This is a genomic window from Rhizobium aethiopicum (assembly GCF_014197535.1).
In the GTDB taxonomy this organism is placed as follows: Bacteria; Pseudomonadota; Alphaproteobacteria; order Rhizobiales; family Rhizobiaceae; genus Rhizobium; species Rhizobium aethiopicum_A.
On the sequence record NZ_JACIFV010000002.1, the window covers coordinates 251,553 to 274,735 of the forward strand.

General features: G+C 59.2%; 18 protein-coding genes and 1 tRNA gene. 8 read left to right on the forward strand and 11 right to left on the reverse strand.

Features of this window, described 5'->3' with window-relative positions; genetic code table 11:
- Positions 1-66: 66 nt before the first annotated feature.
- From GGD53_RS04335 to GGD53_RS04345, 3 genes are all read right to left on the reverse strand, one after another.
- A complete protein-coding gene (locus GGD53_RS04335) occupies positions 67-1,920 on the reverse strand; it encodes an adenylate/guanylate cyclase domain-containing protein (RefSeq protein WP_184453908.1) in 1,854 nt (617 codons plus the stop codon).
- Between the two features lie 310 nt (positions 1,921-2,230).
- Positions 2,231-4,213 (reverse strand): acyltransferase family protein, encoded by a 1,983-nt coding sequence (locus tag GGD53_RS04340; RefSeq protein ID WP_184453910.1) that lies wholly within the window; start codon positions 4,211-4,213, stop codon positions 2,231-2,233.
- 372 nt (positions 4,214-4,585) lie between these two features.
- Positions 4,586-4,906, reverse strand: a complete 321-nt coding sequence (locus GGD53_RS04345; protein WP_184453912.1) for a hypothetical protein — start codon at positions 4,904-4,906, stop codon at positions 4,586-4,588.
- A 394-nt stretch (positions 4,907-5,300) separates the two neighbouring features.
- Between GGD53_RS04345 and GGD53_RS04350 the strand changes: the two genes are divergently transcribed.
- Together GGD53_RS04350 and GGD53_RS04355 are read left to right on the forward strand one after the other, a co-directional pair.
- Positions 5,301-6,791, forward strand: a complete 1,491-nt coding sequence (locus tag GGD53_RS04350; protein ID WP_184453914.1) for an AAA family ATPase — start codon at positions 5,301-5,303, stop codon at positions 6,789-6,791.
- Positions 6,792-6,795: 4 nt separating this feature from the next.
- A complete protein-coding gene (locus GGD53_RS04355; protein WP_184453916.1) occupies positions 6,796-7,647 on the forward strand; it encodes an HNH endonuclease in 852 nt (283 codons plus the stop codon).
- 359 nt (positions 7,648-8,006) lie between these two features.
- Here GGD53_RS04355 and GGD53_RS04360 read toward each other — a convergent pair.
- The 4 genes from GGD53_RS04360 to xylF form a co-directional block, all read right to left on the reverse strand.
- Positions 8,007-8,083 (reverse strand) — tRNA-Arg (locus GGD53_RS04360).
- Positions 8,084-8,286: 203 nt separating this feature from the next.
- Positions 8,287-9,069 carry an ATP-binding cassette domain-containing protein gene (locus GGD53_RS04365; RefSeq protein ID WP_003581354.1) on the reverse strand — a complete coding sequence of 261 codons (783 nt, stop codon included), beginning with the start codon at positions 9,067-9,069 and terminating at the stop codon, positions 8,287-8,289.
- 14 nt (positions 9,070-9,083) lie between these two features.
- A complete protein-coding gene (locus GGD53_RS04370) occupies positions 9,084-10,397 on the reverse strand; it encodes a sugar ABC transporter permease (protein ID WP_184453918.1) in 1,314 nt (437 codons plus the stop codon).
- Positions 10,398-10,660: 263 nt separating this feature from the next.
- Positions 10,661-11,701: a D-xylose ABC transporter substrate-binding protein gene (gene xylF, locus GGD53_RS04375; protein ID WP_085860222.1), complete on the reverse strand. Its 1,041-nt coding sequence runs from the start codon at positions 11,699-11,701 to the stop codon at positions 10,661-10,663.
- Positions 11,702-11,974: 273 nt separating this feature from the next.
- Between xylF and GGD53_RS04380 the strand changes: the two genes are divergently transcribed.
- Entirely contained in the window at positions 11,975-13,198 is a 1,224-nt protein-coding gene (locus GGD53_RS04380) for an ROK family transcriptional regulator (RefSeq protein ID WP_184453920.1), read from the forward strand.
- Positions 13,199-13,533: 335 nt separating this feature from the next.
- Here GGD53_RS04380 and iolG read toward each other — a convergent pair whose 3' ends face one another.
- Positions 13,534-14,526 (reverse strand): inositol 2-dehydrogenase, encoded by a 993-nt coding sequence (iolG, locus tag GGD53_RS04385; RefSeq protein WP_184453922.1) that lies wholly within the window; start codon positions 14,524-14,526, stop codon positions 13,534-13,536.
- Between the two features lie 157 nt (positions 14,527-14,683).
- Between iolG and GGD53_RS04390 the strand changes: the two genes are divergently transcribed.
- Complete coding sequence (locus GGD53_RS04390; RefSeq protein WP_184453924.1) at positions 14,684-14,968, forward strand: hypothetical protein; 285 nt, start codon at positions 14,684-14,686, stop codon at positions 14,966-14,968.
- Between the two features lie 182 nt (positions 14,969-15,150).
- Here the strand turns inward: GGD53_RS04390 and GGD53_RS04395 are convergent, their stop codons facing one another.
- The 3 genes from GGD53_RS04395 to GGD53_RS04405 form a co-directional block, all read right to left on the reverse strand.
- Positions 15,151-16,002: a Hint domain-containing protein gene (locus tag GGD53_RS04395; RefSeq protein WP_184453925.1), complete on the reverse strand. Its 852-nt coding sequence runs from the start codon at positions 16,000-16,002 to the stop codon at positions 15,151-15,153.
- Positions 16,003-16,307: 305 nt separating this feature from the next.
- Positions 16,308-16,769 carry a hypothetical protein gene (locus GGD53_RS04400; RefSeq protein WP_184453927.1) on the reverse strand — a complete coding sequence of 154 codons (462 nt, stop codon included), beginning with the start codon at positions 16,767-16,769 and terminating at the stop codon, positions 16,308-16,310.
- A gap of 98 nt (positions 16,770-16,867) precedes the next feature.
- Positions 16,868-17,875 carry a LysR family transcriptional regulator gene (locus GGD53_RS04405; protein ID WP_184453929.1) on the reverse strand — a complete coding sequence of 336 codons (1,008 nt, stop codon included), beginning with the start codon at positions 17,873-17,875 and terminating at the stop codon, positions 16,868-16,870.
- Between the two features lie 271 nt (positions 17,876-18,146).
- Here GGD53_RS04405 and chvE point away from each other — a divergent pair, with 271 nt between their 5' ends.
- The 4 genes from chvE to araD1 all read left to right on the forward strand — a co-directional run bounded on the left by chvE (position 18,147) and on the right by araD1 (position 23,171).
- Positions 18,147-19,211, forward strand: coding sequence for a multiple monosaccharide ABC transporter substrate-binding protein (gene chvE, locus GGD53_RS04410; protein ID WP_184453931.1), 1,065 nt, complete (start codon positions 18,147-18,149; stop codon positions 19,209-19,211).
- A 100-nt stretch (positions 19,212-19,311) separates the two neighbouring features.
- Positions 19,312-20,850, forward strand: coding sequence for a multiple monosaccharide ABC transporter ATP-binding protein (gene mmsA, locus GGD53_RS04415; RefSeq protein ID WP_184453933.1), 1,539 nt, complete (start codon positions 19,312-19,314; stop codon positions 20,848-20,850).
- Entirely contained in the window at positions 20,847-22,058 is a 1,212-nt protein-coding gene (gene mmsB, locus GGD53_RS04420) for a multiple monosaccharide ABC transporter permease (protein WP_184453935.1), read from the forward strand. Before mmsA ends, mmsB begins: the two co-directional genes overlap by 4 nt.
- Positions 22,059-22,175: 117 nt before the next feature.
- On the forward strand, positions 22,176-23,171 hold the full coding sequence (gene araD1 / locus GGD53_RS04425) for an AraD1 family protein (protein ID WP_184453936.1): 996 nt from the start codon (positions 22,176-22,178) through the stop codon (positions 23,169-23,171).
- The last annotated feature ends 12 nt before the right edge of the window (positions 23,172-23,183 follow it).

Below are 23,183 nucleotides of genomic sequence, written 5' to 3' on the forward strand. Positions count from 1 at the left end.
CTGCCAAACCTGCCCATGGGCAGACAACGGGACGAACCGCCACGAAGGCTGAATACCATCGACAGCCTATTGCGGCGGAAGGCCGGCGCGCGCAAGGTCTGCCGCGGCCTGATCCATAATAGAAGGATCTCGGAAGTTCCAGGTCTGCCGCCACGACTGGATGGTCGCAGTCGGAGCTGACTTGAGCATCTTCTCGACGGCAGATCGGGCGTCTGCCTCGCGTCCCAGCCTCATATAGGCGATGGCTAGTTGCAATGGTGCGTCGGCGAATTCCGTGGCCTTCAACGCCTCAACTGCATCTTCGTTTCTGCCAAGCACGATATAGATAAAACCGCGCACATAGTTGAAAAACCAAGACAGCCCAGGATCACGCGCGGCTGCAGCGTCGGTCAGCTCCAGCCCCTTTTCGGGTTGACCCGCCTGCAGGAAAATACTTCCGCCATCCGTGAGGGTGAAAGCATTATAGGGTGCCGCGGCGATGGCTTTGTTCATTGCCGCAACAGCCCCGTCATGGTCCCGCTTGAGCGTGAGGAGCCAAGCGTTGAGCCAGTTTGCCAGCCTCGCCACTTGCGGGCTTAGATTCTTGTCTGCGAGGACCTGCTTGACCAGTCGGTCCGCCTCCTGCAGATCAGCCTGCGGGTCAGGGCTGTGAAGCAGCGCCACTTTCAACCAATGAGACCACCCCAATTCCACAGTCAGAAGGGGCGAGCCGGGGAACACTTGCAGCCCCTGTCGCGAGATCTCACCGGATCGCTCGAGACCTTCCTTGGTGTAAAGGTTCAACTGGCTTTCCGCGCGCAAGTAGTAGTCGTATTCAGCCAGATTGGTGCTGTCCTTGCCCCAGGCCTGACTGTAATCCGCTTTGCGAATGGCTCCGAATTCGCCCGTCATCGCCCCCACGATCTTGCCGGTCAGCTCATCTTGAAGCGCCCATGGGTCGGTGCCGGCCTTGTCGAAGCGGTCCGCCCAGACATGATCACCCGTTTTGGTGTTGATAAGCTGTGCAACGATGCGCACTCTATCGCCTTCCTTGCGCACGCTGCCCTCGACGACATAGCCGACGCCCAGCTCCTTGCCGATCTGGCGGATGTCGCCTTGCTTGCCCTCGTAGGCAAACGACGAAGTTCGCGAGACGACCGCAATGTCAGAAAAGCGCGAGAGGATCGCGATGACGTCGTTCGCCAGCCCTTCTCCCATGTAGCCCAGGCTCTTGTCGGCACTGAGATCAGCGAAGGGCAATACGGCGACAGAAGGAATCGTACGAGGGCCCGCAGGAGAGATCATGGTCAGCGGATTCTGTAACACCATCCATACGGCCACCAAGGCGACGATGGTTGCCGCGGCCCCAATGGCCCACCATCGTTGGCCGATCCTGCGCTTGTGTCGAATGCGTCGGCGTGGCGCGGCGTCGATGCGCACTTGGTAGACATCGACAAGCTCTTCGATGTTCTTGACCTTCTGCCGCCCAACGGAATCGAAGGTAAATGCAAGTTTGTTCTCGACCTCCTTTGCCACCTTGCCGGAAACGCAGATCCCGGCCGGTGGCGCGAGTTGCTCCAGCCTGGCCGCGACGTTTACGCCTTCGCCATAGCGGTCGTCGCCGTCCACGATCACTTCGCCGATGTTGATACCAATGCGGACGTTGAACCTTTCCTCCTCAGGAACAGAGGCGTTGCGCTCGGTCATTCCGCGCTGCAGAGATACGGCACATTCGACGGCGTCGACCACGCTGCCGAATTCCGCGAGGAGGCCGTCGCCCATGAGCTTGAAGATGCGCCCATGATGCCGCGCAATCTCGGGTTCAAAAAGCTCGGTGCGGCGTGCTCGAAGACGGTCAAATGTGCCAGCTTCGTCTTGTTCCATAAGCGCGGAGTATCCGACCACGTCGGCGGCTAGAATTGCAGATAATCTGCGCTCCATGTCTCAGTCCCCCGACATGAATTCTCCCCAGACATCATACACGAGTTTGACGCATGTTTCAGTGGTGGCTAATAAACAACCGTCGGAGCATTCGGCCGGTGGCGCCCGATGCCGCTGCGGCTCTAAAACCGGGAATGGAACGGGCCACTATCGGATCGAAGGTCACCCGAATGTACGCCGCTCGAGCGACTTCAGCGACCTCTGCTGTTGAAATGGGGAGTGGAAGGCGCTCATCGTCTGCTTCCAATTCATGCGCGATGAGAACAACGCATTGAGACGATGGAAACCGTCGTTGCCGGCGTCTCACCGCTTAATTCGATGGAGAAGCGGATAACGTCGCAGCAGCGCTCGGCTGAGAACTCGCCGTTCGTTCGGATTGCCCGGCGTGCGGCGGTACCAGGAAATCGAGGAGACCGTCGCTCTTTAGGTCAGCGGTTCTCTTTTCCAGAATGTCACCAATCAAGGTCGTCAGAAATTCTGCCGTCATATGGTTCCAGTCTATGATGAACGGAACACCCTTGCTGCTGGTCAGGCACTTCTCCTTGTCGTAATCGCAGTGAAGCTTGACGATATCGACGTAGGTGAACGGAAGACCGGATGGGAAAAATGGCAGTTGCTCTAAAGGCTGGTTGGCCGGCGGATAGCTGGCTTCCCGCAGGCAAATAGAGGCATCGGATTTTCTCTGAAACATCAGCCCCAGGCACGAGTGCAATTCGTCGAGCTGGAAATAATTTCCGAACACGAAAACGCGCGCATTATCCGAGTGGCTTTTCATCCATGAAATAAGCTCGAACCTGAAGGGGTTGACGGTGTATTCGAAAGGCCGAAGGCTCGTGAGGAAGATCGCTTTGGTTCGGCTGAGCAATGATTTGTCGTTGATATATTTTTCAAAGGGAATGCAGTATTTGTCGTAGATGCTGGCGCGAGACGGGGCCTTAACAATATCGTTCTTAATCTCCACCATGCAGTTCAAATAGCTGAGGGCCACGACTTGATACCGGTCGGTATCGACGTAATTTTTCAGCGCAATCGACCAGTTTCGGGCGTGCGAGTCCCCGATGATGAAGATAATGGGCTTCTCAGCTTGAATGTTGTCGTTCAAGCTCAGAAAAGTGCTTTCGAGCCGCGCCTCGTTCGCCTGCGCGAGAGGTGGATAGACGTCATCCAGCCTGTGAGGAAAACCGGCCATCGCGATTGCTGACAGGACAGCAGCCGCGATGGTGATAACGAATGAGCTCAGGGTGGTCCAGAGAGCGCGGCTTCTCCTGGTGTGGCGCAGCGGCTTTTCGATGACGACAAAGCTGACGACTGAGACCAGGACCGTCACCGCGATGGCGAGAAGCTTGTCGCCATTGCCGAAATCCAAGCTTGTCAGCCGCCAGAAGGCGAAGACCGGATAGTGCCACAAATATAAAGAGTAGGACACCAATCCGGTGAGCACCGCAGGCCGAGAAGCCAGCAGGCGCCCGACTGCGTTCTCGCGGCTGGCAAATGCGAGCACCAGACAGGTCCCGATGACGGGGATCACAGTGACCCGGCCAGGATGAACCGTATCCTTTCCAAACAAGATGAGTGAACCAACAACGAGGACAAGCCCGGCCGCCGCGAGCAACGGCTGGGGGCGAGGCCGTCCACGCCTCAGCTCGTAATAGGCGAGCAGTGTTCCGGCCAGCAATTCCCAGGCCCGGGTGAGCGGCGAATAGAAGGCCTGCTGCGGATCGTGCCGTACCGTGACGAAACAGAATACAAAGCTGAGGGCTGCCATGAGCAACACGCATGGCAAAAACCTCGATTTCAGGTATCGGCGCACGAGCAGCAATAAGAGGGGAAAGGCGATATAAAATTGCTCTTCGACGCTCAACGACCAGGTATGCAGAAAAGGCTTGAGAAGGGTATTGGGCTCCCCGTACTGGGCCGCAGTGAAATAAAAGTAGATATTCGATCCAAACAGGAGCGAAGAACCTACGGAGTTGGCGTAGTCCGTGAGTTCCAACGGCAAAAGAAAATAATAGGCGAAGGGCATCGTCGCGAAAATGACTGCGAACAACGCAGGCAGAATTCGTCGGGCACGCCGGGCATAGAATTTCAGGAAATCGATACGCCCCGTCGCTTCGATTTCCGTCAGCAAAATCTGGGAAATCAGGAAGCCGCTGATCACAAAAAATACATCGACGCCGATGTATCCACCAGAAAGCAGCGTGTGGCCGGCAACCGTGAACTCGGCGTGATAAAGAATAACCGCGATCACCGATATGGCCCTTAGGCCATCAATCTCTGGTCGGTAAACCTTCAATGTTAGCGGCCTTCATATAGAGAGCGTGATTTGGTCGCGCGCAAGATTGGCGCTTTTGGGGCTGCCTAACACAGAGATCCTGGAGGGAGAACAGTACGGCCCGATAAAAGATTTGCGGGCGGGGCCGATTTCAATCTTTATTTTAGGGGCTGTTGTAAATCGGCATTCCGGAATTCTCTTCAATTGGGCAATCAGAAGGCGCGACGCAACTGCGGTCATCTTCGCACCAGGCAGGATTAATTGCTGACGTGCCAGTAAGGGCGCTCAGCCCTGCTGAGGAGGGCGCGCGCGGAGCGTCGCTTAGGAGCGGACGGAAAAGTTGCCCGCGCACGACCCAGCTCTGGGGTGGGTGGAATCGTTCGGACGAAGGCATCACGTGATAAGTGCGTCGACCTTCTCAAAGGCAGGCTTCACACCGATCTCGAAGATATCGTACAGACCGTAGTCGTTTGTACGCTGAGCCTCGTTTTGTAGCCATTCAAGCCAATTAATGAGGCCTGCTTTTCCATCCATTTTCTCGCGCATTGCTTCCAGTACTATCTGCACGCAGGAGTCGGTGAGGACAAGCTTCGATTCTTCCAGCTTCTCTTTTAGTGAAGCTCTCTTCTTGGTAAGCGATTTGCTCGCCTGCGGTGAAATCGATTCAAGATAGTTTGAAAAGGCACGAAAATAGGCACCGGCCTGATCAAACATGCCTATAATCTTGGCCTGAGCTGTTTGGCTAACGCTAGGCATCCTAGCGTGGCCCACTGAGTTGCGAGGAGTATCGTCAGGGATCGAGTATTCCCGCTGCTGGGACTTCAGCTCGCGTCGATAGTTATCGAGAAGGCGAAACGTAGGCCTGTTGTGGTTTATTTTTGTCATCATAGCAGCAGTTTACCTCCGAACCCCGGTTGTACAGTCAGCGATCTTGCAGCTGTTCGCAAGCGTACGATTGGGTGTCATGGACGTCTTCAGCTCTTATCCGCTCGCTCCGGTTCGGCAGAGGCATTTGGCCTTAAAAAAGCGCGTGACACGGGCAACCCGATGGTGCACCTAGAGTTGCGACAGAGTCGGTGAGTGCTTGCCCGATTTTCTGGGGATTTTAATGACTTTCATTTACGTTCAGGACGAGAAACAGCTTAAGAAATGGGTGGATGCTATCTACCTGAATCATAACAGCTGGGACGACTATTCTTATAGGCTGACATTTGATGCGACATACGTCGACAGCGCTGGAAAGCCCCACGCGCTTGGGCAAGTGAAGGTTGCTTTCCTGGGTGTGAGGGAGGGAACCCTTCTGCTACAAGGGAACACCCAGAAGCTTTCGGATGCACACTATTCGCTTGGCCAGAGCCAATCGTACTACGAAACCATTCGCGAACTTCCAAATGCGGTTGGAAAACGCATCTTGAACGCTATGAGAGATATCGTGCTTGATGAGGCACGATACAAGCGCGTCGAAGACGACGAGGCGTTCAGGGTTTCGCTGATGCGCTATCTGGACATGCGCAAGATCGAGTCCTTCAGAAGCATTCTGAAGGGGGCAGACATCAATAGCAGTTATGCGTTCGCCTATTCCACTGAGATCGGGGAGTTGTTCAGTCTATCTGTACATCCCGATTCTCTTCCCGCCACTAACTTGCACGCGTTGATCGGCCGCAACGGCGTGGGCAAGACAACACTTCTGGCGAACTTGGCTCATGCGGCTTGTACAAAGCCCGATGAACTCTTTCTGCATCCTGAATATGGCCGTTTCGACAGTGAAGAGCCGGATTCACTCTTCGGCAATGTCGTGTCCGTTTCCTACAGCGCCTTCGATAATTTTAAGGTCCCGACCGCGGATGGATTCGAGCGCGAGTTGCTCATTCCTTATGATTACATTGGCCTCCGCCTGATCAAGGAAAACCGCCTCAAGACACGTGATGAGCTGATCGACGAATTGATCAGCTGTCTGAAGGTTTGCCTTTTCAGTTCGCGAAAAGAAGCCTGGGAGCAGTCTCTCCAAATTCTATCACACGATCCGGTGTTTCGACGTCTACCCTTGGCGGAGCTAGCTGATCTAAATACCGAGGAAGAAGTCGAGCGATACCGTGATGTCCTCAGCGAGATGAGCACGGGCCATCAGATCGTATTGCTGAGCATCAGTAGGCTGGTAGAGCTTGTTCAGGATCGGACGTTGGTCCTGTACGACGAGCCCGAATGTCACCTCCACCCTCCTTTGCTGGCGTCCTTGATTAGGGCGATTTCGAATCTCCTAAAACAAAGAAACGGTGTGGCGATCATTGCCACCCATTCGCCAGTCGCACTTCAGGAGGTGCCGCAGAATTGTGCGTGGCTGATTGATCGACAAGAAGAATTGCGGGCGCGTCCCATGGACATTGAGACATTTGGGGAAAACGTTGGCTATCTCACGCAACGGGTATTCGAGCTCGAGATGCGGGAAAGCAGCTACTACGCAACGATCGACGAAATTGTCCGACGCAAAAACGTCAGGACGATTGACGACGTCGTCAATGCACTTGATGGGCACCTGGGAGGCGAAGGAAAAGCAATCGCCATCGCGCTGTTGACCGCAAAAGAACACGATCTGCTGTAGCCAAATGTTTTCGATCCAAGCACCGACAATTAGCGGCAAGGCCGTCTTCGACGCATGCATGCCGCATACCACAGACACGACGCTAATCGAGAGGTTGACGCGTACTTCACCTTCTGTCGCCATAGCCGAGCAAGATTTTGTAGAGGCGGTTAAGGCAGGTGATCCCAGCGCGTATTTCAAACGCGCTCGTCGTCCCTTCGCCTGCCGACCTTCGGAATTGGGCGACCTTTATGGACGCGTACTCAGGGACGGCGGACAACGTGCCATCTACGACGAACTTATATACGCTGGCAAAGAACGGCCATGCCCGATCTGCGGGGCCTCGATCGCGGGCTCTCTCGATCATTATCTCCCGGTGTCATCCGCCCCAGAACTGTCTGTCGTGCCGATGAACCTGATACCGACATGCGTACCCTGCAATCGAGACAAGCGAGACCACACTCCGAGAACGCTTGACGAATGCCTCTTCAATCCCTTTTTCGATAGCTGGCTGGATTATCCGATGCTCACCGCTCGATTGGTTTTTGAGGGCGGTCCGCGCGTGGAGTTTGACCTGAAACAACCGGTCGGATGCCCGGACAGCATTTACCGTCGCGCCAGAAAGACGTTCGATGTTTATAAGTTCGCCAAGAACTTGCCAGTGGCAGCCGCCACCCATTTCCGCAGCGTGAAAGCTACCTGCTCCTTCCCGTTCCTTCTCGATCAATTGAGGCCTGTCGCGATCGAGCGCTGGCTAAAACACCAGAGCGAGGAGCTATCGGCCAAAAATCCGAACGATTGGCAGGCTGCGATGTATAAGGCCTTTGCCAATAGCGAGCGTTTTCTCAATGGAGACTACCAATTGCTACCTGATTGACAGCAGAGGTACCGTGCGGCATATGAGGTGGAAGTTATAGAGGCCCTTGTTCGACGAAGGCGTTCAGAAGGGCTTCCCTAAGTGACAACGATGGGATTGCCGTGAGTTCAATTCGATCGTTCATAGGGCTGTCAAACTTCGACCGATAGACGTTGTTCTGTCAGTGTCGGTCTAATCCCTACACTGCTCGGAACTACCGCGGCATGTCCGCGGCACTCTGCCGAAAGCGCCGCGATGTTCCTCCAAAAAGGCGGCATCTCAAACCTGTTGGCGCGATTTGCCTCAACCACCTGCCAACAGCGACGAACCAAACGAGCGCTTTCAGCGGCCGGAAGGTAACGCTTTCTACTTTTGAGAAATGGCGCACCCGACAGGATTCGAACCTGTGACCTTTGGAATCGGAATCCAACACTCTATCCAGCTGAGCTACGGGTGCATGCCTGAGGCGGTTTGAATCGCCTGTCCGATGGGTGGTTCTTAGCCTAGCTTGCGGCCGGCTTCAATCGCGAAATTCTCGGAAATACCGATGCTTGCGATTTGGCGGGCGTTTTTATCCGTCAGCCCGGGAAATGCCACATAAAAAACTCCGCCGGCCTTGCGGGCGGCGGAGCTTGGTTGTCTGGGGCAGTGCGCCGGCGCTCAGATCTGCATGGCGCCGGGGCCGGGGATGGCTTTCGGCGGCACCTTGCCGAGGATGATCATGCCGAGCACTTCGTCCTTGGTCACGTCCTCGGTGCGGGCGTGGCCCACGACCTGGCCGTTCTTCATCACCGAGACGCGGTCGGCGAGGTCGAAGACGTCGTGGATGTCGTGGCTGATGAGGAAGATGCCGATGCCTTCCTTCTTCAGCTGCTTGATCAGCTCGCCCACCTGCGCCGTCTCCTGGGGGCCGAGGGCCGCCGTCGGCTCGTCCATGATCAGGATGCGGGCGTTGAAGAGAATGGCGCGGGCGATCGCCACGGATTGCCGCTGGCCGCCCGAAAGCGCCTTCACCGGCTCCTTGAAGCGCTTGAAGTTGGGGTTCAACCGCCCCATCACCTGGCGGGCCGAGGCTTCCATCGCCACGTCGTCGAGCGTGCCCCAGCGGGTCTTCAGCTCGCGGCCGAGATAGAGGTTGGCGGCGGCGTCGACATTGTCGGCCACGGCAAGCGTCTGGTAGATCGTCTCGATGCCGTATTTCTTGGCATCGCGCGGATTGCGGATGTCGGCCGGCTCGCCATTGATCAGGATCTCGCCGCCATCGCGCTTGTAGGCGCCGGAGAGAATCTTGATCAGCGTCGATTTGCCGGCGCCGTTATGGCCGAGCAGGGCCACCACTTCGCCGGGGTAGAGATCGACCGAAGCGTTGTCCACGGCGTGAATGCCGCCGAAGGAGATCGAGATGTTTTTCAGTTCCACGAGGGGAGTGCGTTGATCAGCCATATCTGGAGCTCCTCTCACTTGGCACGGGCGCGGTAGACGGTGTCGAGCCAGACTGCCACGACAAGGACGGTGCCGACGACGACGCTCTGCAGCGGTGTGTCGACATGCGCCAGCACCATGCCCGATTGCAGCGACTGCATGACGAGCGCGCCGAGCATGGCGCCGGCGATGGTGCCGGTGCCGCCTGCCAGCGACGTCCCGCCGATCACGGCGGCGGCGATGGTGTAAAGCTCGTCGAGCGTGCCCTGCGAGTTCGTCGCGGCGTTGAGGCGGGCGGTGGAAATCGCCGCCGCAATGGCTGCGAGCACGCCCATCAGCGCGAAGATGCGCACCGTCACCCAGCGGGTCTTGATGCCGGCAAGCTCTGCGGCCTCCGGGTTGCCGCCGATCGCGAAGACATAGCGGCCGAAGCGCAGGCGGGTGGCGATGAAGGTCATGATGATGCCGACGACGATGGCGATCAGCACCGGCACGGCGATGCCGTAGGGAATATCGAGACCGGTTTCCGGCCAGGGGATATTGTTGGTCTCGGCATATTTCTTGGCGATGTTGACAGGCCAGTAATAGCTGTTGGCGATCGAGACGGCGCCGAGGATCAGCACGCAGCTCAAGGTCGCCAGGAAATATTCCGCCCAGATCGGCCGGCGCGGAAAGCCGAAGCGGCGGCGCTGATGGCGCGAGCCGATGATGCTGGCGATGACGAAGAGGCAGGCGGCGATGCCGACGATCCAACTCCAGGTGGCGCCGATCGAGCCCTCGGCGCCCCCGCCCATGATGCGGAAGGTCTGGTCCATGGGGGCAACCGTCTGGCCGCTGGTGACGAGCCATGTCGCGCCGCGCCAGACGAGCAGGCCGCCGAGCGTCACGATGAAGGAGGGAACGTTGAGGAAGGCGATGATCATGCCCTGGAAGGTGCCGATCAGGCCGCCGGCGATGATGCCGATCAGCAGCGTGATCACCCAAGTGAAGGGGCTGTCGAAGCCGATATATTCCGGGAGGATCTTTGCCTGCGTGACACCCATGATCATGCCGCAGAGGCCGAGCACGGAACCGACCGAAAGGTCGATGTTGCGGGTGACGATGATCAGCACCATGCCCGTCGTCATGATCGCGATGTCGGTCGTCTGGACAGAGAGGTTCCAGAGATTGCGCGGGGTCAGGAACAGGCCGCCGGTGATGATGTGGAAACCGATCCAGATGATGACGAGCGCGCCGATCATGCCGAGCAGGCGCGTGTCGATCTCGGTGGCGCGGAAGAAGCGGGTCACCGGATTGGCTTCCGCCGTTCGCGGCCCGCTTGTTGTCGTTGATTTTAGCATGTCGGCCATGGGTTTTGCAGTTCCCCCATTCTTGTTTGGACGCGCGCGCCTGTGTGCTGGAGCTTGACCAAAGGCATCATTCGTCTGTCTTCAACTGACCATCGCGATGCTTCCGGAAGCCGGTCGCGTGGCGTCGCGACGCTCTTCCGGCAGGGAATGCAAGTCTGCGATGGTGTGGCGAGGCGGAGAAAACTTCGTCTTGGAATTCCCGTCCGCATCCGGCGCCGCAGCGGTGTCCGCTGCGGCGCCGGTTATTCTAGTTCAAAGCTGGCTTATTTGCAGGCAGCAACCGTGCCGGCCTTGACGCCCTGGCAGGCCTCAGCCTTGGAAATCCAGCCGGCGTCGATGACGACGTTGAGGTTGTCCTTGGTGATGGCGAGCGGCTTCAGGAAGACAGACTGCATCTCCACGCCCTTCGGCCCGCCCTTGAAGGCCTGAGCGCCGTCGATCTTGCTCATGTCCTTGCCGCCGGCGAGGTCGAGAGCGATTTCAGCGGCGCGCTTGCCGAGTTCGCGGCTGTCCTTCCAGACGGAAACTGTCTGCGTGCCGAGCGCGATGCGGTTCAGCGCCGCCTTGTCGCCGTCCTGGCCGGAAACCGGAACGGAGCCGGCGAGGCCCTGGGCGTCGAGCGCTGCGATCGCGCCGCCGGCCGTGCCGTCGTTGGAGGCGACGACAGCGTCAACCTTGTTGTTGTTGGCGGTCAGGAACTGCTCCATGTTGCGCTGGGCGTTCTCCGGCAGCCAGCCGTCGGTATAGGCTTCGCCGACATTCTTGATCTTGCCGGCGTCGATCGCAGCCTTCAGCACTTCCTGCTGGCCCGAGAACAGGAAGTCGGCGTTCGGGTCGGAGGACGAGCCCTTGATGAAGACGTAGTTGCCTTCCGGCTTCGCCTTGAACACGCCCTCGGCCTGCAGGCGGCCGACTTCCTTGTTGTCGAAAGTGATGTAGAAGGCAGCCGGGTTTTCGATCAGGCGGTCGTAACCGACGACCGGGATGCCTTCGGCAGCGGCCTTTTCGATCGCCGGGCCGATTGCGTCGGAATCCTGGGCAAGGATGATCAGCGCGTTGGCGCCCTGCGAGATCAGCGATTCGACGTCGGTCAGCTGCTTGGCGGCCGAGGACTGCGCATCAGCGGAAATATATTTGGCGCCCTTGGCTTCGAGAGCCTTCTTGATGGCGGCTTCGTCGGTCTTCCAGCGCTCTTCCTGGAAATTCGACCAGGAAACGCCGACGACGAGATCGGCAGCCATGGCGGCAGTATGCACGGAAACGAGAATGGCAGCCCCTGCCATCAGTTTCATAATAGACTTCATAAATTGTCCTCCCGAGTGAGTTGCGACCGGCCCAGCCCATGCTTCCTCCGGCCACCGCGAAAGCTGTCGAGATTTTTTTCTCGACAGTCGAGAAATTAACTGTCAGAGATTTTTTCAACTGTCAACTCTGCATCGCCGGCTTAATTGGCTTGCGCAAAAGCGACCGGAGATGCAGGGGAAGGTGAGGGCGATGAAGAGCATGAAGCCGAAAACCGTCAGCGGTTTTCGCGCGGCGTCATGGTCTCACGAAAGCGGGAGGAGAGGGCGGCATCCATGCTGACCAAGTCGAGCACGGAGCTGGTCCGGCAGAGAAACAGCGTGCTCGTGCTGTCCGTGCTGCGGCGCCACGGCGCGCTCGCCCATACCGAAATATCCGATTTCACCGGTCTTTCCTCGGCCACCATTTCGGCGATCACCGCCGATCTGGAACGCGCCCAGATCATCGAAAAGTCCGAGCAGCAGGCGGCAAGCGGCCGTGGCCGGCCGCGCGTGCTTCTGCGCCAGCGGCGCGATTGCGGCTATCTGATCGTCGTCATCATCTCTTCGGATGCAGTGCAATATTCGCTGGTGGATTATGCAGGCAAGCTGATCGACCGTTTCAGCGAGGAGCGCTCGCGTGATCCGTCTGGTGCCGCCCGCTTCGTCGCCGCGGTCCAGGCCGGGCTCTTGCGCATTCTCGATCGCTCGAGGATTTCGCAGGAAAGGGTGCTGCTGATCTCGATCAGTTCCAAGGGGCTGGTCAATTCCACCGAGCCGGTGCTTCTATGGTCGCCGATCTTCGGCAGCGACCAGATCGATTTCGAATCGGCGCTGCGGCCGGAGTGGCAGGCCAAGGTCATCCTCGATAACGAGACGCTGCTCGTCGCCGCGGCACTCGGCGCCCGCGAGGAGATCGCCAAGGGCGCCGATTTCCGTTCGCTCGCCGCACTTTCGCTCGGCCACAGCATCGGGCTTGGCATCGTCCGGCGCGGCGGCCAGACCGGCCAGGAGATCTCCGCCCCCAATTTCGGCCACATGCTGCACATGGCGGGTGGCGGTCTCTGCCGTTGCGGCACCCGCGGCTGCATCGAGGCCTATGCCGGCTTCTACGCCATCCTGCGCAGCGCCTTCGAAGTGCCGCTCGATACGATTCCGGCGAAATTCGTGCCGGTCGTCGAACTCGACAAGATCGCCGCCCGCGCCCGCCAGGGCCTCCGCACCTCCGCCTTCGCCTTCCGCCAGGCGGGGCTTGCGCTCGGCAACGGCCTGTCGCGCATGCTGAGCCTCACCGAACGCATGCCGATCGCCATCACAGGCCCCGGCACCCGCTATTACGACCTACTGCGCCAGGGCATCGAAGAGGGCCTCGGCCAGTCGCATATCGTGCGTATGGAAGGCATGCCCGAAATCCGCGTCGTCCCCGACGAACCCATCCTCGTCTTCGAGGGCCACCTCAACCGGGCGCTATCGGTGATCGATCAGGACATCGTGCTGTCGGGGGGGCAGGGGACGGATTGAGATGGCTTGCGGTGCAGCCGAAGGGTCGGATGAGGGGGCTGCACGGCACGCCATTCATCACTCTTCGCTGCGCTCAGCGCACGCGCTCGAGCGAAAACCTCTCCCAACCCCTCCCCACAAGGGGGAGGGGCTACCACGTGGCGCCCACCTTGGCAGACCTCCACCTTTCTGCGGATGAAACCGTGGAATGGGAAGCAGCGGAGTGCGGCAAGTTAGCCCCTCCCCCTTGTGGGGAGGGGTTGGGGAGGGGTCTTGATCGCGCTCTGCCATCCAACGCAAAACGGCCGGGCAGAGCCCGGCCATCTCATGCACGACTTCCGGTCGGGAGAGGACCGTCAGCCGATCTTGATCAGCTTGCCTTCCTTGACCGACTCCACGGCGGCGTCGGCGAGCGCCAGCGCTGCCAGGCCATCGGCGCCGGAGGGGGCGATCTTCGAACCCTTTTCGATCGCGGCGATGAAGGCGGCGATCTCGTTGGCATAGGCTTCGGTGTAGCGGGTCATGAAGAAATCATGCAGCGGCGGGCGGGTGTAGCCGTCGCCGTTCGCTACCTCGATCGAGACCGGGCGCTGGTTTTCGGCAGTTGCCATGCCCTTGGAACCGTGCACTTCGATGCGCTGATCGTAGCCATAGGTGGCGCGGCGGGAGTTGGAGATGACGGCCTGCTTGCCGGATTTGGTCTGCAGGATCACCGAGACGCTGTCGTAGTCGCCGGCTTCACCGATCGCCTTGTCCACAAGCACGGCGGCGGTCGCCAGCACCGAGACCGGCTCTTCGCCGAGCAGGAAGCGGGCCATGTCGAAATCGTGGATCGTCATGTCGCGGAAGATGCCGCCCGAACGCTTGATGTAATCGACCGGCGGGGCGCCGGGATCGCGCGAGGTGATCGTCACCATCTCGACATCGCCGATCTTGCCGTCGTCGATGACCTTGCGCACCGCCATGAAATGCGGGTCGAAGCGGCGGTTGAAGCCGACCATCAGCTTGGCGCCGGTCTCTTCCACCACCTTGATGCAGGCCTTGACGCGGGCGACGTCGAGATCGATCGGCTTTTCGCAGAAGATCGCCTTGCCGGCGCGGGCGAAGCGCTCGATCAGGTCGGCATGAGTGTCCGTCGGCGTGCAGATAACGACGGCGTCGATATCTTTGGCGGCCTCGATCGCCTCGATGGTGCGGACTTCGCAGCCATAGGCCGAAGCGATCGCCTCAGCCGCCTGCGGAAAGGCGTCGGCAACCGCAACCAGCGTCGCATTGGCGTCGCCGCTGACGGCCTTGGCGTGAACCTTGCCGATACGGCCGGCGCCGAGCAGACCAAATCTTACAGTCATTTCAATCTCCCTTGAATTCGGAACAAATAAACCGAATTGCCAAAAATCTGGAATTTTCATTCCATTATCTGCGCGTCGCGTCAAGCCCGCGACTCTTTCACATTTGCAAGATTCAAACTAAAGGACAGTGCGACAAAATGCGACCGCGGGGACAGACATGCAATTGATCGATCCGAACCATCCGGCATACCAGCGCCTCTGGGTGCGTGTCGGCATCGTTGCCGTCTGCTTCGGCTGGGCCGCGGTCGAGATTATCGGCGGCGATCCCTTCTGGGCGGTGATCTCCGCGGCGGCCGGCGCCTATGCCTTTTATATGCTGTTCTGGACCTTTAAGCCGCAGCCGCAGTCGGCCGAGCCGGTTGCGCAGCCCGACGCCGGGGGAGAGGACGAGGCCGATGAGACATCAGCCGAAAAGCCTTCGAAAGACGGTCAGGCGGAATAGTAGCGGGCGGCTCGCCGATCAAGAGATCGGCGAGCATCATCGGCTTCGTCGCAGCCGAACAATCGAAGCGCGCCGCGCTCTTTCCGATGCGCGCCGCGCTTGACATCTTTGTTCGATATTATCGCAAAACCGGCGCACGGCTTCGCGTGCAGCGAGCCTGGTCTATGCGCATTCCCGTCCCGTCAGAGCGACAATTCCCTGGCCTGCGCGTCGATCTTTTCGCAGGCATCGCCGAATGGATCGCTTGTCGGTACCAACGGCGAAACGCCGAGCAGGAGAAGCGCTTTCAAGTGTGACCAGCCACCTCCGAGCAACGGCGCAAAGGGTGTCATCATGCTGTGTTCACCGCCATAGAGACGCTGGTACTCTGCAAAGTTGCAGAAGTTCTCGTGATTGCTGTTCTTCAGATGGAAGGACTCGGCCGCAGCACCTTCGGCTAGGATAACCTCGTGCGCATCGAGCATGACGGCATAATAGTCGATCGAGGCGTCGGGCGCGGGAGAGACCGGTGCGATCGTCGTGCCGTTCACGAGCTCCTTCACCTGGATCAGAATGCCGTTCAGGTACAGCCCATGGCCAGGCGACAGGTAGAGATCCGAATGGGGTGTGTGCCCGTCCAGCGCGTGGCGGCAAACCCGGATCGGCACCACGTCTTTCTGCCAGCGTGCGCCGCTCTTCTTGAAGCTTTGGCGGCCGACCCACTTGACCGCACGGGTGCTGCCGTCCGGAAGGGCAACGCGATCGCCGATGCTGAGATCCTCGACGGGCTTCTCACCGCAATCGGTGAGGATCGCCGTTCCGCGCAGGAAGCAATTTGCGCCGCTGCCGCCATGGCCACCTCTTCCGCCGGAACCTCCGTGTCCACCGGAGCCGCCCCGCCCCCAGCGCCGACCCATCGCTTTGGCCGGAGAGATTGAAATTGCCGTGGCCATGGCCGCCGCGCCGGCGAGACGAGCGCCGGCGGCCGCAACCACTCCTAGAAAATGTCTGCGCGCAGTGTTGCGTGGCTGCTTCGGATCTTCCGTAGACGACATGTGGGCGATCTCCTGAAAACATTAAACCGCCCGATGCTACAACATGTTGTATCGCATTCAATTTCGCCAGTTAGCGCTGTGCCTTACTGAAAAGGACGTAGGCATGGGTTAGGGGGGTCCCGAAATACGCTATGTCAGATAGCAAAAAGCGGGGGGTTTATATGCTACCGAAGCGCGAAAGAATCGAACTGAGTACCGTCGTGACCGGTTGAATTGCAGGAAAACAGCACATATAGCGTGCGCGGACCGAGCCGGATGGCGGCTCCTCCGTGGCGTCGGAGTGTTTACCCGCGCTCGAGAAAGTTTCAGCTCTGCGGCAGGCGGCGCATCGCCTCGTCGATCAGCAGATTGGCGATCATCATGCGCCTGTTGGCATTGTCGCGGAAAGGCTCTGCGACGCCATCAGGGTGATTGGCCTTGGCAAAGGTGCGCCGCTTCTCGTTCAGCGTCTGTTGGGTATCGGCGGCAGCGATCGCCAATTCGGCGGCGATCTCTTCCGGAGCGATGCGGGCGAGATGGTCCGGCATGACGGGTTCCGGCTGCGGCGGGAGAGCCTCCTCGGCCGCAGGCTCGCTGCCGAGATTGTCGAAATAAGCTTCGCCGATCCGCTGCGAGGCGACCGAGATGCCTTCCAGGATATCGAATGCGAGGCCGGTGGCAAGCCCGGATACGCGGTGGGCAGCCGGCGCGTGCGTCTCTTCGGCCGGATCTTCCTCCGCCTTCAGCCGCTCGAGCACTGATTGAAATACCGATTGTCCGAACAGCATGCGCCTTCCTCTCGAAGACATTAGATCTGGGCAAGATGGCGCAGAGCTTGCCGGTTAAATCGATGGAGCATGATGTCGCCCGAAACCGGCGTCGCGCTCTAGCCGCCCTGCTTGCGGCTCTCCTCGAGGATGATGTCGTAGAGCAGCTTGGCGCTCGGCGGCAGCGCCCGTTCTCTCGCCGTGATCAGGCTGTAGGGCTTGACGTTGATGTCGAAATCGATCGGCAGCATGCGCACGTCGGACGCCTTGGCGCCTTGGCTCGCGAGGAAATGGGCGACGTCGACGGCGACGGGGGCGATCGCATCGGTTTCGCAGACGATGGCGCAGGTGAGCAGCAGCGAGGAGGTGTTGACGATGTTCTCCGGCAGCGCCACGCCGCGCGACAGGAAGATGTCTTCTATCGTGCGGCGCAGCAGCGTGCCCGGCGGCTGGAACACCCAGTCGTAATCCCTGACGTCGGAAAGACTGCTCGTCTTCTTTCTTTTGAGGAGCGGATGGCGGTTGCGCACGATCAGGCAGGCCCGTTCGATGCCGATCTCCTTCACCTCGAACAGGCGCGGGTTGAGGTCGTCGGGAATGCGGCCGATGATGAAGTCGTGACGGGCGGCAAGCAGCTCGCGGGCGAGCACGTTGCTCGTCTCCACCTGGATGTTGATCTCGATGCCGGGATAGGCCTTGCGCACCCTGTTGATTGCCGGCACGACGAGGCTCATGGCCGGCGCCGTCACTGCGCCGATGAACACCGAGCCGCCCTTGCCGCTCTTCAATTCGCCGATCTCGCGGCTCGCCTCGCGCAGCTCCAGCAGGATCTTGCGGGCGCGTCTGGCAAGGGCCGCGCCGAAGGTCGTCAGCACCACACCGCGGGCGACGCGTTCGTAGAGCGAGGTCTTGGTGATCGCCTCCATTTCCGACAGCATGCGCGATGCGGCGGGCTGCGAGATGTTGAGAACTTCTGCAGCTGCGGAAATCTGTCCACTATCTTCGATTGCGACGATGATGCGCAGGTGATTCAGCTTAAGTCCCGAACGGAGAAAGCTGTCGTCGCCGAAATTGTCGCTGTGGATATCGACGTGATCCATCGAAATGGGCTCTGAAACGATCGTCATGGTTGCAGCCTCCCCACTGCGCTCCATCAAAAGTAATACTTTTTAACGATATACCAAAATTGTTATGCACATTACCACTTATTCTATTTGACAGTTATAGGAATCCATACCAGTTTGCCGCCGTGTGCTGGTTGGCACTCAACACGTGTGAGATCGTGGAGGAGACCTACTTCGTTTCTCACCATCTGAAGTAACTATCCAATACGGAACCTGCCACAGTTTCGGGGCGGGCGATTTTTCGTCCGCTGCTCTATTAACAAGGGAGAGAGAAATGAAATCCATTATCTCATTGATGGCTGCGGCTGCCTTCGGCGTCGCTTCGTTCGTTGCGCCGGCAATGGCTGCCGACAAGGGCACCGTCGGCATTGCCATGCCGACCAAGGCTTCGGCCCGCTGGATCGACGACGGCAACAACATCGTCAAGCAGCTCCAGGCTGCCGGTTACGGCACTGACCTGCAGTATGGCGACGACGACATTCCGAACCAGCTTTCGCAGATCGAAAACATGGTCACCAAGGGTGCCAAGGTTCTCGTCATCGCTTCGATCGACGGCACCACCCTTTCCGACGTTCTGCAGAAGGCACACGACGCCGGCATCAAGGTCATCGCTTATGACCGACTGATCCGCGATTCGGGCAACGTCGACTACTACGCCACCTTCGACAACTTCCAGGTCGGCGTTCTGCAGGCAAACTCCATCGTTGACGGCCTCGGCCTCAAGGATGGCAAGGGCCCGTTCAACATCGAACTCTTCGGCGGTTCGCCGGATGATAACAACGCCTTCTTCTTCTATGATGGCGCAATGTCCGTCCTGCAGCCCTACATCGACTCGGGCAAGCTCGTCGTGAAGTCCGGCCAGACCGGCATGGACAAGGTCGGCACGCTGCGTTGGGATCCGGCAACGGCCCAGGCCCGCATGGACAACCTGCTCTCGGCAAACTACACCGACGCCAAGGTCGACGCCGTTCTGTCTCCCTATGACGGTCTCTCGATCGGCATCATCTCCTCGCTGAAGGGCGTTGGTTACGGTACGGCTGCTCAGCCGCTGCCGATCGTCACCGGCCAGGACGCTGAAATCCCGTCGGTCAAGTCGATCATCGCTGGCGAACAGCACTCGACGATCTTCAAGGACACCCGCGAACTCGCCAAGGTCACGGTTGCCATGGTCGATGCCGTCATGTCCGGCAAGGAGCCTGAGGTCAACGACACCAAGACCTACGACAACGGCGTCAAGGTCGTTCCGTCCTACCTGCTGAAGCCGGTTGCCGTCGACAAGACCAACTACAAGCAGATCCTCGTCGACAGCGGTTACTACTCTGAAGACAAGCTGAAGTAAGACGTTAAGCAGGAGGCCGGAGCCCGCGCTTGCGGGTTCCGGTCTTCGATTTTATGATCGCCAGGCCGCTTGTCGGCTCAAGGCGCTGGAACTTTTGACTATGGACAACACCATCCTCGAAATGCGGAGCATCACCAAGACGTTCCCGGGCGTCAAGGCGCTGGAGAACGTGAACCTCAAGGTTCGCAAGGGTGAAATTCACGCATTGGTCGGCGAAAACGGGGCCGGCAAATCGACCCTGATGAAGGTCCTATCGGGCGTCTATCCCACCGGAAGTTATGAAGGCGACATCGTCTATGAAGGCGAGACACGCAACTTCAAGGTCCTGAAGGACTCCGAGGAAATCGGCATCGTCATCATTCACCAGGAACTGGCGCTCGTGCCGTTGCTGTCGATCGGCGAAAACATCTTCCTCGGCAACGAGAATGCCAAGAGCGGCGTCATCAGCTGGGACGAGACCTTCAACCGCACGAAGCAGCTGCTCAAGAAAGTCGGCTTGTCCGAATCTCCGAACACGCTGGTGACCGACATCGGCGTCGGCAAGCAGCAGCTCGTCGAGATCGCCAAGGCATTGTCGAAGAGCGTCAAGCTGCTCATCCTCGATGAGCCCACGGCGTCGCTCAACGAACGCGATTCCGATGCGCTGCTCACGCTGCTGATGGAGTTCCGCAAGCAGGGCATCACCTCCATCATCATTTCCCATAAGCTGAACGAGATCCGCAAGGTCGCCGACCAGATCACCGTCCTGCGCGACGGCATGACCGTCAAGACGCTCGACTGTCACGCCGACGAGATCAGCGAAGATATCATCATCCGCAACATGGTCGGCCGCGATCTTGAAGACCGCTATCCCCCGCGTTCGGTGCCGATCGGCGAAACCATTCTCGAAGTGAAGAACTGGAACGCCTATCATCAGCAGCATCGCGACCGCCAGGTCCTGCACAATATCAACGTCACCGTCCGCAAGGGCGAAGTCGTCGGTATCGCCGGTCTGATGGGGGCAGGGCGAACCGAATTCGCCATGAGCCTGTTCGGCAAGGCCTATGGCCACAAGATCTCGGGCGAAGCGCTGATGCACGGCAAGCCGGTCGACGTCAGCACTGTGCGCAAGGCAATCGACGCCGGTCTCGCTTATGTCACCGAAGACCGCAAGCAGCTCGGCCTGGTGCTCAACGACACGATCCTGCACAATACGACACTGGTCAATCTGAAGGCGGTGTCGAATGCCTCCGTCATCGACAGCGTCAAGGAATCGCGCGTTGCGACCGACTATCGGTCGAAGCTGCGCATCCGTTCCTCCAGCATCTTCCAGGAAGCGGTCAATCTATCCGGCGGCAACCAGCAGAAGGTGGTGCTGTCCAAATGGCTGTTTTCCAATCCCGATATTTTGATCCTCGACGAGCCGACGCGCGGCATCGATGTTGGCGCAAAATACGAAATCTATACTATCATCAACCAGCTTGCCGCCGACGGAAAGGGCGTTCTGATGATCTCGTCGGAAATGCCCGAACTGCTTGGTACGTGTGACCGCATCTACGTGATGAACGAAGGACGCATCGTCGCGGAACTGCCGAAGGGAGAAGCAAGCCAGGAAACCATCATGCGCGCTATCATGCGCTCAGGGGAGAAGAAACAATGACGCCGATCAACCAACCCATCGCTGAGCAGGGGCGTGTCGTCTCCATCGGAGACTATGTTCGCGGCAACATCCGCGAATACGGCATGTTCATCGCACTCATCGCGATCATGGTGTTCTTCCAGTTCTCGACCGGTGGCGTTCTCTTCAGGCCGCTCAACCTGACCAACATCATTCTGCAGAACTCCTTCATCGTCATCATGGCGCTCGGCATGCTGCTGGTCATCGTCGCCGGCCATATCGATCTTTCCGTCGGCTCGGTCGTCGGCTTCATCGGCGCCATCGCCGGTGTGATGACGGTGCAGTGGCACGCCAACTATGTCCTGGCGGGTGTCGTGTGTCTTGCTCTCGGCGCGGTCGTTGGCGGCGTTCAGGGCTATTTCGTCGCCTATCACAAAATTCCGTCCTTCATCGTCACGCTCGCCGGCATGCTGGTCTTCCGCGGCCTGACGCTGTTCGTGATGACGGCATCGGGCACCGGCACCAGCATCGGTCCTTTCCCGCCGGAGTTCCAGCTGATCAGCATCGGCTTCCTGCCGAACCTCTTCGATATGGGCGGCATCAACTCGACCTCGATCATCCTGACCGTCGTCGGCGCCGTAACCCTCTTCTATCTGGCGTGGCGCAAGCGCCTGTCGAACGAGAAGCATGGCAATGACGTCGAGCCGATGGGCTTCTTCCTTGCCCAGAACATCATTGTCTCGCTCGCCATCCTGGGGCTCGGCTATCAGCTGTCGATCTATCGCGGCTTCCCGAACGTGCTTGTCGTCATGCTCGTCCTCGTCGCTGCCTATGCCTTCATTACCCGTCGCACGACGATCGGCCGGCGGATCTACGCCATGGGCGGCAACGAGAAGGCGACCAAGCTTTCCGGTATCAACACCGAGCGGCTGACCTTCCTGACCTTTGCCAATATGGGTCTGCTTGCCGGTCTCGCCGGCCTCATCGTCGCGCTGCGACTGAATTCGGCGACGGCCAAGGGCGGTTTCGGTCTCGAGCTCGACGTCATCGCCGCCTGCTTCATCGGCGGCGCATCGGCTCAGGGCGGCGTCGGCAAGGTGACGGGTGCGGTGATCGGCGCGCTTATCATGGGTATCATGAACAACGGCATGTCGATCCACGGTCTCGGCACCGACTCGCAGCAGATGGTCAAGGGTGCGGTGCTTCTCGCCGCTGTGTTCTTCGACGTCTACAACAAGAACAAGGGCTGAGCGCGTCAGCGCCAGCCCCGGCATTCGCAGTCATATGAATGATGGATTCCGGCTCCCGTGGGAGCCGGACAGGCGGAGCTTTTTCTGAGACTCGCCGAAACGAGAAGGATTGAAGTCGTGCTTATTTCCCAGATCAAGGGTGCCAACGGAGAGATCGTCGTCGCCGTGCGCGAGCAGGGCGGCGCGGCCAGGTCGGTCAACAATGCCGGCAGCGTCTATGCGCTGGCGATGGAAGCCGCCGATGCCGGCAAGTCGCTTGCCGCTGTTATCGAGGCCCATGGTTACGGCGATGCCGTCGATCTTGAAAAGGCCTATGCGGAAGGCCGCTTCCTGCCGCCGATCACCCATCCCGATGCCGCGCACCTGCATCTGACCGGCACCGGCCTCACCCATCTCGGCTCCGCCGCCACCCGTGATAGCATGCACAAGAAGACCAGCGAGGCGGCCGAGGAAACGCTGACCGACTCGATGAAGATGTTCAAGATGGGCCTGGAGAACGGCAAGCCGAAGGCTGGCGAAAAGGGCGTGCAGCCCGAATGGTTCTACAAGGGCAACGGCTATGGCACGGCTGCCCCCGGGGCGCCGCTCGTCTCGCCCTCCTTCGCGCTCGACGGCGGCGAAGAGCCTGAAATGGCCGGCATTTACGTCATCGCCAAGGACGGCTCGCCGTTCCGCATCGGCTTTGCCCTGTCGAACGAGTTTTCGGACCACGTCACCGAACGGATGAACTACCTCTATCTGGCCCACTCGAAACTGCGCCCGGCCGCCTATGGTCCGGAAATCCGCATCGGCGCCGCACCCGACGATATCCGCGGCACCTCTCGTATCAAGCGCGGCGACGAGGTGATCTTCGAAAAGCCGTTCCTGTCGGGGGAGGCAAACATGTCGCACACCTTTGCGAACCTCGAATATCACCATTTCAAATATGGCCTCTTCCGTGTTCCGGGCGATGTCCATGTCCATATGTTCGGCACGGCGACGCTGTCCTTTGCCGACGGCATCAAGACGGAAGAAGGCGATCTGTTCGAGATCGAAGTCGCCGAATTCGGCTTGCCGCTGCGCAATCCGCTGAAGGTGGCGGCCGAAGAAGAGATTGCTGTCAAGCAGCTCTGATTTTCGAGGCCT

Excerpts from the sequence above, each read along its gene's own strand:
- GGD53_RS04335 (WP_184453908.1), bottom strand. The coding sequence starts at position 1,920 with ATGGAGCGCAGATTATCTGCAATTCTAGCCGCCGACGTGGTCGGATAC.
- GGD53_RS04345 (WP_184453912.1), bottom strand. The coding sequence starts at position 4,906 with ATGTTTGATCAGGCCGGTGCCTATTTTCGTGCCTTTTCAAACTATCTT.
- GGD53_RS04350 (WP_184453914.1), top strand. The coding sequence starts at position 5,301 with ATGACTTTCATTTACGTTCAGGACGAGAAACAGCTTAAGAAATGGGTG.
- GGD53_RS04355 (WP_184453916.1), top strand. The coding sequence starts at position 6,796 with ATGTTTTCGATCCAAGCACCGACAATTAGCGGCAAGGCCGTCTTCGAC.
- GGD53_RS04365 (WP_003581354.1), bottom strand. The coding sequence starts at position 9,069 with ATGGCTGATCAACGCACTCCCCTCGTGGAACTGAAAAACATCTCGATC.
- GGD53_RS04370 (WP_184453918.1), bottom strand. The coding sequence starts at position 10,397 with ATGGCCGACATGCTAAAATCAACGACAACAAGCGGGCCGCGAACGGCG.
- xylF (WP_085860222.1), bottom strand. The coding sequence starts at position 11,701 with ATGAAGTCTATTATGAAACTGATGGCAGGGGCTGCCATTCTCGTTTCC.
- GGD53_RS04380 (WP_184453920.1), top strand. The coding sequence starts at position 11,975 with ATGCTGACCAAGTCGAGCACGGAGCTGGTCCGGCAGAGAAACAGCGTG.
- iolG (WP_184453922.1), bottom strand. The coding sequence starts at position 14,526 with ATGACTGTAAGATTTGGTCTGCTCGGCGCCGGCCGTATCGGCAAGGTT.
- GGD53_RS04390 (WP_184453924.1), top strand. The coding sequence starts at position 14,684 with ATGCAATTGATCGATCCGAACCATCCGGCATACCAGCGCCTCTGGGTG.
- GGD53_RS04395 (WP_184453925.1), bottom strand. The coding sequence starts at position 16,002 with ATGTCGTCTACGGAAGATCCGAAGCAGCCACGCAACACTGCGCGCAGA.
- GGD53_RS04400 (WP_184453927.1), bottom strand. The coding sequence starts at position 16,769 with ATGCTGTTCGGACAATCGGTATTTCAATCAGTGCTCGAGCGGCTGAAG.
- GGD53_RS04405 (WP_184453929.1), bottom strand. The coding sequence starts at position 17,875 with ATGACGATCGTTTCAGAGCCCATTTCGATGGATCACGTCGATATCCAC.
- chvE (WP_184453931.1), top strand. The coding sequence starts at position 18,147 with ATGAAATCCATTATCTCATTGATGGCTGCGGCTGCCTTCGGCGTCGCT.
- mmsA (WP_184453933.1), top strand. The coding sequence starts at position 19,312 with ATGGACAACACCATCCTCGAAATGCGGAGCATCACCAAGACGTTCCCG.
- mmsB (WP_184453935.1), top strand. The coding sequence starts at position 20,847 with ATGACGCCGATCAACCAACCCATCGCTGAGCAGGGGCGTGTCGTCTCC.